The sequence below is a fragment of the Pseudomonas sp. LAP_36 genome, assembly GCF_019456785.1.
GTDB classification, from domain to species: domain Bacteria; phylum Pseudomonadota; class Gammaproteobacteria; order Pseudomonadales; family Pseudomonadaceae; genus Aquipseudomonas; species Aquipseudomonas tritici.
Genome location: NZ_JAHZMS010000003.1, coordinates 777173 through 790041, shown reverse-complemented (window position 1 = coordinate 790041; position 12869 = coordinate 777173). Strand labels below are relative to the sequence as shown.

Annotated in this window: 13 protein-coding genes; 11 read left to right on the top strand and 2 right to left on the bottom strand. The window is 58.2% G+C overall.

Annotated elements, in window-relative coordinates; all coding sequences use genetic code 11:
• Positions 1 to 178: 178 nt before the first annotated feature.
• Both JBO08_RS14725 and JBO08_RS14720 read right to left on the bottom strand, forming a co-directional pair.
• Positions 179 to 1399, bottom strand: coding sequence for a CaiB/BaiF CoA-transferase family protein (locus tag JBO08_RS14725; RefSeq protein WP_065875665.1), 1221 nt, complete (start codon positions 1397 to 1399; stop codon positions 179 to 181).
• Positions 1400 to 1411: 12 nt separating this feature from the next.
• A complete protein-coding gene (locus tag JBO08_RS14720; protein ID WP_065875664.1) occupies positions 1412 to 2593 on the bottom strand; it encodes an acyl-CoA dehydrogenase in 1182 nt (393 codons plus the stop codon).
• A 157-nt stretch (positions 2594 to 2750) separates the two neighbouring features.
• Here JBO08_RS14720 and JBO08_RS14715 point away from each other — a divergent pair, with 157 nt between their 5' ends.
• The 11 genes from JBO08_RS14715 (at position 2751) to JBO08_RS14665 (ending at position 12810) form a co-directional block, all read left to right on the top strand.
• Complete coding sequence (locus JBO08_RS14715) at positions 2751 to 3650, top strand: LysR family transcriptional regulator (RefSeq protein WP_065891252.1); 900 nt, start codon at positions 2751 to 2753, stop codon at positions 3648 to 3650.
• A gap of 452 nt (positions 3651 to 4102) precedes the next feature.
• Positions 4103 to 5224: a Re/Si-specific NAD(P)(+) transhydrogenase subunit alpha gene (locus JBO08_RS14710; protein WP_220074631.1), complete on the top strand. Its 1122-nt coding sequence runs from the start codon at positions 4103 to 4105 to the stop codon at positions 5222 to 5224.
• Between the two features lie 15 nt (positions 5225 to 5239).
• Positions 5240 to 5560: an NAD(P) transhydrogenase subunit alpha gene (locus JBO08_RS14705; protein WP_065910223.1), complete on the top strand. Its 321-nt coding sequence runs from the start codon at positions 5240 to 5242 to the stop codon at positions 5558 to 5560.
• On the top strand, positions 5560 to 6996 hold the full coding sequence (locus JBO08_RS14700) for an NAD(P)(+) transhydrogenase (Re/Si-specific) subunit beta (RefSeq protein WP_065910221.1): 1437 nt from the start codon (positions 5560 to 5562) through the stop codon (positions 6994 to 6996). The genes JBO08_RS14705 and JBO08_RS14700 overlap by 1 nt, the downstream gene beginning before the upstream one ends.
• Positions 6997 to 7175: 179 nt before the next feature.
• Entirely contained in the window at positions 7176 to 8669 is a 1494-nt protein-coding gene (locus JBO08_RS14695) for an acetyl-CoA hydrolase/transferase family protein (RefSeq protein WP_065880376.1), read from the top strand.
• A 318-nt stretch (positions 8670 to 8987) separates the two neighbouring features.
• A complete protein-coding gene (locus JBO08_RS14690) occupies positions 8988 to 9200 on the top strand; it encodes a DUF1127 domain-containing protein (protein ID WP_049710714.1) in 213 nt (70 codons plus the stop codon).
• Between the two features lie 261 nt (positions 9201 to 9461).
• Entirely contained in the window at positions 9462 to 9647 is a 186-nt protein-coding gene (locus JBO08_RS14685) for a DUF1127 domain-containing protein (protein WP_065875659.1), read from the top strand.
• A 135-nt stretch (positions 9648 to 9782) separates the two neighbouring features.
• Positions 9783 to 10103 (top strand): DUF2388 domain-containing protein, encoded by a 321-nt coding sequence (locus tag JBO08_RS14680; RefSeq protein ID WP_025854295.1) that lies wholly within the window; start codon positions 9783 to 9785, stop codon positions 10101 to 10103.
• An 80-nt stretch (positions 10104 to 10183) separates the two neighbouring features.
• Positions 10184 to 10492 (top strand): DUF2388 domain-containing protein, encoded by a 309-nt coding sequence (locus JBO08_RS14675; protein WP_065875658.1) that lies wholly within the window; start codon positions 10184 to 10186, stop codon positions 10490 to 10492.
• A 39-nt stretch (positions 10493 to 10531) separates the two neighbouring features.
• A complete protein-coding gene (locus JBO08_RS14670; RefSeq protein ID WP_049710717.1) occupies positions 10532 to 10852 on the top strand; it encodes a DUF2388 domain-containing protein in 321 nt (106 codons plus the stop codon).
• Positions 10849 to 12810 (top strand): DUF4105 domain-containing protein, encoded by a 1962-nt coding sequence (locus JBO08_RS14665; protein WP_065875657.1) that lies wholly within the window; start codon positions 10849 to 10851, stop codon positions 12808 to 12810. Before JBO08_RS14670 ends, JBO08_RS14665 begins: the two co-directional genes overlap by 4 nt.
• The last annotated feature ends 59 nt before the right edge of the window (positions 12811 to 12869 follow it).

Genomic DNA, 12869 nt, shown 5'->3' with positions numbered 1-12869 from the left:
GCATAACTCTTTGTTTACCAAGGAGTTTTCCGTTTCGACTGCGCCGGAAGTGGGGCGAATTATAGACTTCTAGGATCTGCCGTCAACCCTTAATTTTGCTTTTTATATCAATTAGTTAGGATTGATTAAAAAACCACCAGAAAAGCTACGATAACGCCCTCTATATAGAAGAGAAGACTCAGATAACACCCAACCCTTTCAAGACAGCTACGTTGGCCACACCCAATCCCAGCACATCCTGCAGCACTTTCGCCGTATGCTCCCCTAATAGAGGAGGCGCACTCCGGTACTCCACAGGGGTCTTGGACAACCGTATCGGACTGGCAACCTGGGGCACCATCCCCGCCAGCGCATGGGGCAACGCTATCGCCAACCCGCGCGCCTTGACCTGTGGATCGGCAAACACTTGGGCCAGGTCATTGATAGGCCCGCAAGGCACACCCACCTGCTCCAACTGTGACACCCACTCAGCCGTCGTCTTAAACACCGTAGCTTGGCGAATCAACGGAATCAGCTCCGCGCGATTGGCCACTCGCACCTTATTAGTAGAGAAACGCGGATCATCCGCCCACTGAGGCTGCCCAGCCACCTCAGCAAACTTACGAAACTGTCCGTCATTACCCACCGTCAGGATAAAGTCACCATCGGCCGTGGGAAAATCCTGATAAGGCACAATATTCGGGTGAGCATTGCCCAAGCGCTTAGGCGCCTCCCCAGTTGTCAGGTAATTCATCGCCTGGTTAGCCAGGCAAGCCACCTGCACATCCAGCAACGCCATATCAATATGTTGCCCGCCACCGTCATGCCCCCGATGCGCCAGCGCCGCCAGTATCGCTACGGTCGAATAAAGCCCCGTAAGAATGTCAGTCAGTGCCACGCCCACCTTCACCGGCCCAGCCCCGTCATCACCCTCCGGCCTGCCGGTCAGACTCATAAGCCCGCCCAACCCCTGGATCATGAAGTCATAGCCAGCACGCGCCGCATAAGGCCCCGTCTGACCAAAGCCGGTAATCGAGCAGTAGATCAACTCCGGATTGATCTCCTTGAGCGACTCATAATCCAGCCCATACGCCGCAAGACCACCCACCTTGAAGTTCTCGATGAGGATGTCCGACTTGGCCGCCAAGTCGCGCACCAGTGCCTGGCCCTCCGGCCGCGTGAAGTCGATAGTCACGGACTGCTTATTGCGATTGGCCGACAGGTAATACGCCGCCTCACTGGTGTTCTCGCCATAGGCATCTTTAAGGAAGGGCGGTCCCCACGCACGCGTGTCGTCGCCATTGCCAGGCCGTTCGACCTTAATTACCTCTGCCCCAAGGTCCGCCAGGATTTGCCCGGACCAGGGACCCGCCAGTACTCGCGATAAATCCAGTACCCGCAGATGCGAAAGCGCGCCCATGCCGTGCTCCTGTTAATAGAACGCCTGAAGACCGGTTTGCGCACGCCCCAAGATCAGGGCATGCACGTCATGGGTGCCTTCGTAGGTGTTCACCACCTCGAGGTTGACCAAATGGCGCGCCACCCCGAACTCATCGGAAATACCGTTGCCACCTAACATATCCCGCGCCATACGCGCGATATCCAGGGACTTGCCACACGAGTTGCGCTTCATGATTGAAGTAATCTCGACCGCTGCAGTGCCTTCATCCTTCATACGACCCAAACGCAGGCAGCCTTGCAGGGCTAGAGTGATCTCGGTCTGCATATCGGCCAGTTTCTTCTGGATCAATTGAGTCGCCGCCAATGGACGACCGAACTGCTGACGATCCAGAGTGTATTGGCGAGCGGTGTGCCAGCAGAATTCTGCGGCACCCAAAGCCCCCCAGGAGATGCCATAACGTGCAGAGTTGAGGCAGGTGAAAGGCCCCTTCAAGCCACGCACATCCGGGAAAATGTTCTCTTCGGGCACGAATACGTTATCCATGACGATTTCACCCGTAATGGAGGCGCGCAGCCCGACCTTGCCGTGAATCGCCGGGGCGCTCAGACCTTTCCAGCCTTTCTCCAAGACAAAACCACGGATATCACCGGCATCGTCCTTGCCCCAGACCACAAATACATCCGCGATCGGGCTATTGGTGATCCACATCTTCGCGCCGGTCAGGCTGTAGCCGCCGTCTACCTTGCGCGCACGGGTAATCATCGCGCCCGGGTCGGAACCATGGTCAGGCTCTGTCAGGCCAAAACAGCCAATCCATTCGCCAGAGGCCAACTTCGGCAGGTACTTTTGTTTCTGCGCCTCAGTGCCAAACTCGTTGATAGGCACCATCACCAGTGACGACTGCACACTCATCATCGAACGGTAGCCCGAGTCGACACGCTCCACCTCACGCGCAATCAACCCATAGCAGACGTAGTTCAAACCGCTGCCACCGTACTGCTCCGGAATCATTGCGCCGAGCAGCCCGGTCTCACCCATCTCGCGAAAAATCGCCGTATCGGTCTTTTCATGGCGGAAGGCTTCGAGCACACGCGGTGCCAACTTGTCCTGGGCGAATTGCTCAGCACTGTCGCGCACCATGCGCTCTTCTTCGGTGAGCTGTTGATCCAGCAGCAGTGGATCAATCCAGTTGAAGCTTGCCTTACCAGCCATGAATAAGTCCTCGCGGAGAAAATCGGAAGTCGTGGAATGAGCCTAGGCCCGCCAGGCGCACAGGGCAAACGAGGTTTCCGCATAGGGTTGTGCTAATTTCTCACTTCGTAACGGTTAAGAACGGCCCATCAGCGCTTTATGAGTGAGGACACGGTATATGCGCAGAAAAATTCCCAGCACCACCGCCTTGGTCAGTTTTGAAGCAGCAGCCCGCCACGAAAGCTTCACCAAGGCCGCGCACGAGCTTTCGATCACTCAAGGCGCCATCTGTCGACAGATCGCCAGCCTTGAGGAGTTTTTGAGTGTCGAGCTGTTTCGGCGCTCACGGCGCGGGGTCAAGCTGACGGAAGCAGGGCTTTCCTACAGCCGTCGCGTTGCCACACAGTTAGACGCAGTGGAGCGCGATACGCTTTCGGTAATGGGACAGCAGGGCGCCAACGTCATTGAGCTGGCCGTGGTCCCGACGTTTGGCACTCAATGGTTAATACCTCGCCTTAAGGACTTTCAACGCCAGCACCCGGAAGTCACCGTCAACCTGACCAACCGCACGCGTCCCTTTCTGTTTGCCGATACCGAATTCGACGCCGCCATCTACTTCGGCGATGCCGACTGGTCCGGCACTGAATCCCATCGACTGATGGGTGAGAACCCTGTCCCCGTGTGCAGCCCACGACTTTTGGCTAGCCGCACGCAGCTCAGCGCTCAGGAGATTGCAGAGCTGCCGCTCCTGCAGCAGACCACTCGACCCTACGCGTGGCGCCAGTGGTTCAGTGCCCAACAGCTGAACATCCCCCGCGACATGACAGGCCCCCGTTACGAGCTATTCTCGATGTTGTCCCAGGCAGCCATGCATGACATGGGAATCGCGCTGATCCCGCCGTTCCTCATCCAGCGCGAGCTGGAGGAGGGCCACCTGGTGATTGCAAACCCCGAGACACTGACCAGCTCAAAGGCTTACTACCTGATGATTCCTGAGAGAAAAGTAGAATCTGCCTCCCTGCACGCATTCAGAGACTGGTTAATCGACCAATCACAGCGCTACAGCCCTAGTATCTAAAGGCTAAAGCTGAATTACTGACTATGTAGTCAATTAATTTTCGATCCTACAGATGTACATATATGTCGCATTTCAACAGACTGTATCTGTCAATCAAAAATCAGGCTAAAAGCCATGACCTACATGGCTTGTAGCGACTATTACAAGCCAATAGGCGACTATTCACACAAACCATTGCAAAACACCGCAAAAACGCCTGAAGCGCTTTAACTCCATGTATTAGAAGCGTTTATTTCGGCTTGTTGCGACAATCAGTCACAGGGTGACTTGTAGTTAATTTTTCGTCACACGTCATAATCCCTTGAAGGCCGTAAAGTTCGCCTGCAAAATGCCGCGCCCCGCTGTCATTTCAGCGGGATCGTGCTGATCGGCCGCCCCAGCTGCGCCACTCGCGGTGCACTGGCCTTTTTACAAAAAGATCAAAAGCAAAAAGATCATGCAGGAGATTTGACGTGCACATTGGTGTTCCTCTCGAAACCCAGACCGGTGAAACGCGGGTGGCTGCCACCCCGGAAACCATCAAGAAGCTGATCGGCCAGGGCCACAAGGTCACTGTTCAAAGCGGAGCAGGCATCAACGCCAGCGTCCCCGACAGTGCCTATGAAACGGCAGGCGCAACCATTGGCAGTGCCAGCGATGCGTTTGGCGCCGAGCTTATTCTCAAGGTAGTGGCCCCCAGCGACAGTGAACTTGAGCTGATCAAAAGCGGCACCGTGTTGGTGGGCATGCTCAATCCGTTCAGCAACGAAACTATCGCCAAGCTTGCCGAGCGTGGCATCACCGCCTTCGCACTGGAAGCCGCGCCGCGCACCTCCCGAGCCCAGAGCCTCGACGTGCTGTCTTCCCAAGCCAACATCGCCGGCTATAAAGCTGTGCTGCTCGCCGCTCATCACTATCCGCGCTTCATGCCGATGCTGATGACCGCCGCAGGCACCGTAAAAGCGGCGCGCGTGCTGATCCTCGGCGCTGGCGTGGCGGGCTTGCAGGCCATCGCCACGGCGAAACGTCTGGGTGCGGTGATCGAAGCGTCTGACGTACGCCCGGCCGTGAAGGAGCAGATTGAGTCCCTCGGCGCGAAGTTCGTCGACGTGCCCTACGAAACCGATGAAGAGCGCGAATGCGCCGTCGGTGTCGGTGGTTACGCCCGTCCAATGCCTACCAGCTGGATGCAGCGCCAGGCCCTGGCCGTGCACGAGCGCGCCAAGCAGGCCGACATCGTCATCACCACTGCATTGATTCCTGGCCGCAAGGCACCGACGCTGCTGAGCGCCGAGACCGTCGCGCAAATGAAGCCTGGCTCGGTGGTCATCGACCTCGCCGCAGCCCAGGGCGGCAACTGCCCGCTGACCGTCGCCGATCAAGTGGTAGTGCAGAACGGCGTGATCATTTGCGGCCCGACTAATCTGGCCGGTGCCGTAGCCGCCGATGCGTCGGCTTTATATGCACGCAACCTGCTGGACTTCCTGAAGCTGGTCTTCACCAAGGAAGGGCAGTTTGAAATCAACCTCGAAGACGACATCGTCGCTGCGTGCCTGATGTGCCGCGACGGCCAAGTCATCCGCAAAAACGCCTAAGCAGGGATTCAGACGATGGAAGAGCTTATCTCCCCCGGTATCTACAACCTGATCATCTTTGTGCTGGCGATTTATGTCGGTTACCACGTGGTCTGGAACGTTACCCCCGCGCTGCACACGCCTTTGATGGCGGTGACCAACGCCATTTCGGCGATCGTAATCGTCGGCGCCATGTTGGCTGCGTCGCTCACCGTGACACCGCTGGGCAAAACCATGGGCACACTTGCCGTGGCACTGGCGGCAGTCAACGTGTTTGGCGGCTTCCTGGTCACCCGCAGGATGCTTGAGATGTTCAAGAAGAAAGCGCCCAAAGTTAAAGAAGAGGTGCAGAAATAATGAGTATGAATCTGGTCACGACGCTGTATCTGATCGCGTCGATCTGTTTCATCCAGGCCCTCAAAGGCCTGTCGCACCCGAACACCTCGCGGCGCGGCAACCTGTTCGGCATGCTCGGCATGGCGCTGGCGGTACTCACCACCGTGGGCCTCATCTATAAGCTCGGCGCTGAGCTCGCCACTGCCGGCATCGGCTACGTGATTGTCGGCCTGCTGGTCGGCGGCACTGCCGGTTCGGTCATGGCCAAGCGCGTTGAGATGACCAAGATGCCGGAGCTGGTCGCGTTCATGCACAGCATGATCGGCTTGGCAGCGGTGTTCATCGCGATTGCTGCGGTGGTGGAGCCGCAATCCCTGGGCATCGTCAAACACCTGGGCGACGCCATTCCTGCCGGTAACCGCCTGGAGCTGTTTCTCGGTGCCGCCATCGGTGCCATCACGTTCTCCGGTTCGGTGATCGCCTTCGGCAAACTGTCGGGCAAGTACAAGTTCCGCCTGTTCCAGGGCGCACCCGTTCAGTTCGGCGGTCAGCACAAGCTTAATCTGGTGCTCGGCCTCGCAACGCTCGGCCTGGGCCTGGCGTTCATGTTCACCGGCAACCTCACCGCGTTCTCGCTGATGCTGGCCCTGGCCTTCGTGCTTGGCGTGCTGATCATCATCCCAATCGGCGGCGCCGACATGCCAGTGGTGGTGTCGATGCTCAACAGTTACTCCGGCTGGGCGGCGGCGGGTATTGGCTTCTCGCTGAATAACTCGATGCTGATCATCGCCGGCTCCCTGGTGGGCTCGAGCGGCGCGATCCTGTCGTACATCATGTGCAAGGCGATGAACCGTTCCTTCTTTAATGTACTGCTCGGCGGTTTCGGCAATGCGCCGGACGCCGGTGCTGCGGCAGGTTCGAAGGAAGCACGCCCGGTAAAATCCGGCTCGGCCGACGACGCCACCTTCCTGCTGACCAACGCCGACACCGTGATCATCGTCCCGGGCTACGGCCTGGCAGTCGCTCGGGCGCAACATGCGCTCAAAGAGCTGACCGAAAAGCTGACTCACCGCGGCGTTACCGTGAAGTACGCGATCCACCCGGTGGCGGGGCGTATGCCTGGGCACATGAACGTCCTACTCGCTGAGGCAGAAGTGCCTTACGACCAAGTGTTCGAAATGGAAGACATCAACTCCGAGTTCGGCCAGGCCGACGTGGTGCTGGTGTTGGGCGCAAACGACGTGGTCAACCCGGCCGCCAAGAATGACCCGAACTCGCCGATTGCTGGCATGCCGATCCTCGAAGCGTTCAAGGCCAAGACCATCATCGTCAACAAGCGCTCGATGGCCAGCGGTTATGCTGGCCTGGATAACGAGCTGTTCTACCTGGACAAGACCATGATGGTCTTCGGTGACGCCAAGAAGGTCATCGAAGACATGGTCAAAGCCGTCGAGTAACAATGCTTCAGCGCAATACTCGAAACCCCGGCCTGCTGTAGGCTGGGGTTTTTTATGACTGCATGAAACCCGACCAAAGGCTCTAAATCGCTGCCCGGCATTCGACCATGGTAGCGGGCCGATTTTTTTTGAAATCACTAAACTGCGCACCTTGCCTCCGTAGCCCGAGATAACAATCCATGTACCGTGATCGTATCCGCTTGCCTTCGTTGTTGAACAAGGTCATGAGCGCGGCAGATGCCGCCGCACTGATCGAGGACGGCATGACCGTCGGCATGAGCGGCTTCACCCGTGCCGGTGAAGCCAAGGCCGTCCCCCACGCCCTGGCCGAACGCGCCAAGACTTCCCCACTGAAGATCACCCTGATGACCGGCGCGAGCTTGGGCAATGACCTGGATAAACAACTGACCGAAGCCGGCGTACTGTCACGACGCATGCCATTCCAAGTCGACAGCACCTTGCGCAAGGCGATCAACGCCGGCGAAGTGATGTTTATCGATCAGCACTTGTCGGAGACCGTGGAGCAACTGCGCAACAACCAGCTCAAGCTGCCGGACATCGCCGTGATCGAAGCCGTCGCCATCACCGAGCAAGGACATATCGTGCCCACCACCTCCGTGGGCAACTCGGCCAGCTTCGCCATTTTTGCCAAGCAGGTGATCATCGAGATCAACATGGCGCACAACCCAAATCTGGAAGGGTTGCACGACATCTATATCCCCACCTATCGGCCAACACGTACGCCAATCCCACTGGTCAACGTTGACGATCGCATTGGCAGCACCGCGATCCCGATTCCACCGGAAAAGATCGTCGCCATCGTTATCACCAACCAGGCCGACTCGGCCTCTACCGTGACGCCGCCTGACAACGACACCCAGGGCATCGCCAATCACCTGATCAACTTCCTCAAGCAGGAAGTCGACGCTGGCCGCATGACCAACAAGCTCGGCCCGCTGCAGGCCGGGATCGGCAACATTGCCAACGCAGTGATGTGCGGGTTGATCGATTCGCCGTTCGAAGACCTCACCATGTATTCTGAAGTGTTGCAGGATTCGACCTTCGACCTCATCGACGCAGGCAAGCTCAGCTTCGCTTCGGGCAGCTCGATCACCTTGTCAGAACGACGCAATGCCGATGTGTTCGGCAACCTCGAACACTATAAGGACAAGCTGGTATTGCGCCCGCAGGAGATCTCCAACCACCCTGAAGTGGTGCGTCGCCTGGGCATCATCGGCATCAATACCGCGTTGGAGTTCGACATCTACGGCAACGTCAACTCCACTCATATCTGCGGCACCCGGATGATGAACGGCATTGGCGGCTCCGGCGATTTCGCGCGCAACGCGCATTTGGCGATCTTCGTCACCAAGTCGATTGCCAAAGGCGGTGCGATTTCCAGTGTGGTGCCAATGGTCAGCCATGTGGACCACACCGAGCATGATGTCGACATCCTGGTGACAGAAGTCGGATTGGCCGACCTGCGCGGCCTGGCGCCGAGGGAGCGGGCACGGGTGATCATCGACAATTGTGTGCACCCGGCCTACCGCGATGCGCTGAACACTTACTTCAACGCTGCTTGTGCCCTCGGTGGGCATACCCCGCACATCCTGCGTGAAGCACTGAGCTGGCACATTAACCTGGAAGAAACGGGGCACATGCTCAAGGCGTGATTGATACAGATTCGAGCTGATGCAAATACAGTTTCATCAGCTCGGCACCTTACTGGCCTTTTAATGGAAAAACTGTACTGCTGTACTGGTCATTTCCTACCGAAATATCCCACATACCTCGCCGAAAATGTCTATTTCGCACTTATTTAGTGCGGACAGGTACAGTTGCTCCGTTTTCGTACAGTACAGCACCCTTAAACAGTTAACTGCCCTCTCACAATACAAGTGAACTGTATCTAGAGAGTCTTGCGTCGGAAGAGGATCATTGGCATCAGTTAAACCACTACCTAATCCCGCCACAAGCGGAAGGATGTCATCATGGAACGTACACTCAGTTCCGATCTGTTCTCTGAAAAAGCTGTAAACAACCAAGCCGCAATGCCTCTGCGCGTTCTGGCCAACCTGATGTTGTGGCAGCGCCGCATCTCCAGCCGTCACCAACTGGCTCGCCTGGATTCGCGTCTGCTGGCTGACGCAGGTATCAGCGAAGCTCAACGTTACGAAGAGCTGAGCAAGCCGTTCTGGCGCTAACTTAGCGCTCGCTGGCCCTGACCCAACGGGTCCACTGCCAGCACTGATTCTTCAAAACAAAGCCCGCCCCGGGAAACCGGAGGCGGGCTTTGTTGTTTCCGGGATGGTGGTTTTGAACGGGAAAACAGAAGTCTTTCATAGCGACAGGTACAGTTTAAAAAATACAACAGTTAAGCAGTACAATTTAGCATTGGTGTATCTGTACCGGTCACACGGGCTCGCTCAACATGGTGTTCCAAGACCTCATGAAAGGTAACCGCCATGGATATGCCATCCCCTCCTTATAAGCGGTTTTTGCACCAGACGACCTCCATCCTCGCTAAATGGATGCGCCGCGCCTATGAACGACGCCAGCTGTCGCGGCTTGATGGCCGGGAGCTGTCGGATCTCGGTATCAGCCATGGGGACCAAATGGCTGAACTGTCCAAGCCGTTCTGGCGTGACTAGGCAGTCGAGGCGCTTCCCGAATGGATAAGTGTCGGCTTAATATCCACTCAACACGTGGCGAACCGCGTAGCACGGGCGTCTGATCCGAATGGTTGCCCTGCGCCACCTTATCCGTTCATCTACAGGAGTCACCCCATGTCCCGTCTTCGCCTGCTGAGTGCTGCAGCCCTGTTGGCCCTGGCTGCCAATGCCAATGCGACCAGCTTCATCGTGACCACCGACTCCATCGTCGGCGCGCTGAAGGCCACTTCCGACGCCAGCTCCGATGCCACTTCGTCCCTGCGTGACAATAAGGTCGTGCGCGCCGCTCGTGACGACGCCGCCAGCTTTGTCGCCAGCGAAGGCGCCATTCGTGGAGTAAAACTGGAAAGCGCCCTGGCGCAGATTCGCCAACAGGCTCCGCAACTGAACACTGCGACTGACGCCCAACTGGCCCAGGCCATCCTGGCGATCTGACGACAGGACGGATGCCTGGGCGCTGGCTCTCGCCCGGGCATTGCGCTAGCCTTGGCGCTCGCTTTCAATAGTCGAGTCCTATGGCTTTTTCATACCGCCTTTTAATAGTCCCTTTGATATTTTCCGCCGGCTGGTCGCCACTGTCTTCGGCCTTTGACCTGACCACTCAGAGCACCGTCGTCAGCGCGTACGCCACCAGTAAAGTGACCTCCGCACCCTTCGACAAAAAAGTGATAATGGCCGCCCAGGACGACGCTGCTGCATTTATCGCCACTGACGGCCAATGGCGGGGTGCACAGCTGGAGTCGGCGCTGGATTACCTGCGCCGTAACCAACCAAAACTTAACGCCAGCGACCTTGAACTGGCGCAAGCAATTCTCGTCCAATAATCATCTTTGTATTTCCATCTTTGTATTTGGAGTTATTCCATGCGTAGCCCGCTGATCGCCGCCACCCTTGGCCTGCTGTTGTTGGCCGACGTTGCCCAGGCGCATACCTTGGTTGCCACCAGTAACATCATTGTTCGCGCCTCTGGCCGCACCATTGATTTCACCTCGGACACCACCACTTCCATCCGCGATTCCAAAGTGGTGCGCGAAGCCCACGATGACGCCGCCAGCTTCGTAGCTACCAACGGCGAGATCCGTGGCGCGCGATTGGAAGCAGCCTTCGACACCCTGCGCACACGCTTGCCCGAAGCCCGTGACGCCAGTGACCAGACGCTCGCTGAAGCTATCCTCGCACTGTGAGGCGAATTGCCGCCTGGCTCCTGGCCGGGGCCGTGCTGCTGTGTGCCAGCGCGGCCCAGGCCAGCCTGCAACTGCGGCTCAAGACCGAGGGCTTGAGCCCGGCTGAACAACAGGCCAGCCAGGCGTTGCTCGACGAAGCGATGCGCTCTTTGCCGCCGCGCTTTATCGAGCAGTTGGACCGACGCATCGATGTCGGCTGGACCGACAAGATGCCCGAAAACGCCTACGGTCAAGCCTCCCTGGTGTCCGAGCTGGACCTCAACCGCAACCTGCTCGCCAGCCTCACCGATGGCAGCGCCGCTACTCAGAAAACCAATCGCCCCCACGGCACTGTGCGCCGGGAAATGCTTGCCACGGTGCTGCATGAACTGACCCATATCTATGACCGTGCGCGCCTGTGGTCCAAAGAAGACCGTGCGCTGATCAATCGTTGCAGCCGCCAGAACAGCCTCACCGGCCTCATCGGTCTGCCTGATCAATGCCGTGGCCAGAACGGCCGACGCTTTACCCTAAGCGATGACCCTCGCCTGCTGGACCTTGCCGGCTGGCCGCAATACGTTGGTCGGCGCGGCGAGCGTGAGCAGAACAATCACCAGGTCGCCCGCAGCCCGGACATCTACGAAACCACCAGCCCGCTGGAATTTGTCGCGGTCAATATGGAGTACTTCCTCCTCGACCCGAGCTACGCCTGCCGCCGTCCCTCACTGTTCCGCTATTACAAGGAACACTTCGGCTGGGCCCCGCCCGAACAAGACACTTGCGCCAAGAGCTACGCATTCCTGAATGCCGGCAACGATTTCGCCAAGACACCGCTGGGCCATGTCGACCCGGAGCGCGTCTACGAAATTGACTACCTGCTGGCCGAAGCCAACCAGAACCTGGTCAGCCGCTGGGGCCACAGCATGTTGCGCCTGGTGATCTGTGCGCCGGGGCGCCCGCGAGGGCCGGATTGTCGGCTGGACCTGGACCAGCATCTAGTGTTGTCCTACCGCGCGTTTGTCGGTGACGTACAGCTGTCGAGCTGGGATGGCCTGGTTGGCAAGTACCCATCGCGACTGTTTGTACTGCCGCTGGCGCAAGTGATCGACGAGTACACCAAGACCGAGTTGCGCGGCTTGGCCTCTGTACCGTTGAAACTGACCCGCCAGGAAATCAACGACACCGTCGAACATGCCGCCGAAATGCACTGGAGCTATGACGGCAACTACTTCTTCATTTCCAACAACTGCGCAGTGGAAAGCCTCAAGCTGTTACGCAGCGGCAGCGCCAACCCACAACTGACCGGCCTGGATAACATCACCCCCAATGGTTTGCTGGAGGTTCTGAGCGCCCGCGGCCTGGCCGACACAAGTGTGCTGGACGACAAGCGCAAGGCCTTGCGCCTGGGCTATCACTTCGACTCCTTCCGCGAGCGTTACCAAGCGATGTTCGATGTGCTGCGAAAACACCTGCCGATCAAACAAACCCAGGTCGAAGACTGGCTGTCTCTCAGCGCAGAGGAACGCCGCCAGTGGTTCGGCCAGGCCGACCTGCGCACCAGCGCCGCGTTGCTGCTGCTGGAGCAGGCGAGCTTTCGTAAACAGTTGATGCTGGCCCAGGACGAGGTCAAACAACGCTACCTCGGCGCTCGCGAGCTGAAAAACGGTGGCATGGAGAAAGCCAACGCCACGTTGCAACAGATCCTCGCCAACAGCGGCTTCCTCAGCCGCCCGGCGGAGCTGCTGGGCAGCGGTGGCTACGGGCTGCCGCAACCGTCGGAATCCAAACGCCTGGAATCGGAAAGCGCCGAACGCCAGAAGCAGCTGCAATCGCTGACCGGCGAACTGGATAAAGAGGTGAGGGCGCTGCTGGAGCCTTCCCGCTCCGCCGAAATTGCTGCGTGCGAAGCCAACCTCAAGCAGGTGGGCGAGCATTTGCGGGCATTGCATAAGGCCGCCGGCGGTCTGGAGCTCCCATAGACACCCGCAACTCCCGTAGCAGCTGTCGAGCGCCAGCGAGTCTGCGTCGGCGGACTGCC

Bases quoted from the DNA above. Each gene is read 5' to 3' on its own strand.
- JBO08_RS14675 (WP_065875658.1), top strand. From the start codon at position 10,184: ATGGCTTTTTCATACCGCCTTTTAATAGTCCCTTTGATATTTTCCGCC.
- JBO08_RS14700 (WP_065910221.1), top strand. From the start codon at position 5,560: ATGAGTATGAATCTGGTCACGACGCTGTATCTGATCGCGTCGATCTGT.
- JBO08_RS14680 (WP_025854295.1), top strand. From the start codon at position 9,783: ATGTCCCGTCTTCGCCTGCTGAGTGCTGCAGCCCTGTTGGCCCTGGCT.
- JBO08_RS14705 (WP_065910223.1), top strand. From the start codon at position 5,240: ATGGAAGAGCTTATCTCCCCCGGTATCTACAACCTGATCATCTTTGTG.
- JBO08_RS14690 (WP_049710714.1), top strand. From the start codon at position 8,988: ATGGAACGTACACTCAGTTCCGATCTGTTCTCTGAAAAAGCTGTAAAC.
- JBO08_RS14695 (WP_065880376.1), top strand. From the start codon at position 7,176: ATGTACCGTGATCGTATCCGCTTGCCTTCGTTGTTGAACAAGGTCATG.
- JBO08_RS14725 (WP_065875665.1), bottom strand. From the start codon at position 1,399: ATGGGCGCGCTTTCGCATCTGCGGGTACTGGATTTATCGCGAGTACTG.
- JBO08_RS14715 (WP_065891252.1), top strand. From the start codon at position 2,751: ATGCGCAGAAAAATTCCCAGCACCACCGCCTTGGTCAGTTTTGAAGCA.
- JBO08_RS14720 (WP_065875664.1), bottom strand. From the start codon at position 2,593: ATGGCTGGTAAGGCAAGCTTCAACTGGATTGATCCACTGCTGCTGGAT.
- JBO08_RS14670 (WP_049710717.1), top strand. From the start codon at position 10,532: ATGCGTAGCCCGCTGATCGCCGCCACCCTTGGCCTGCTGTTGTTGGCC.
- JBO08_RS14685 (WP_065875659.1), top strand. From the start codon at position 9,462: ATGGATATGCCATCCCCTCCTTATAAGCGGTTTTTGCACCAGACGACC.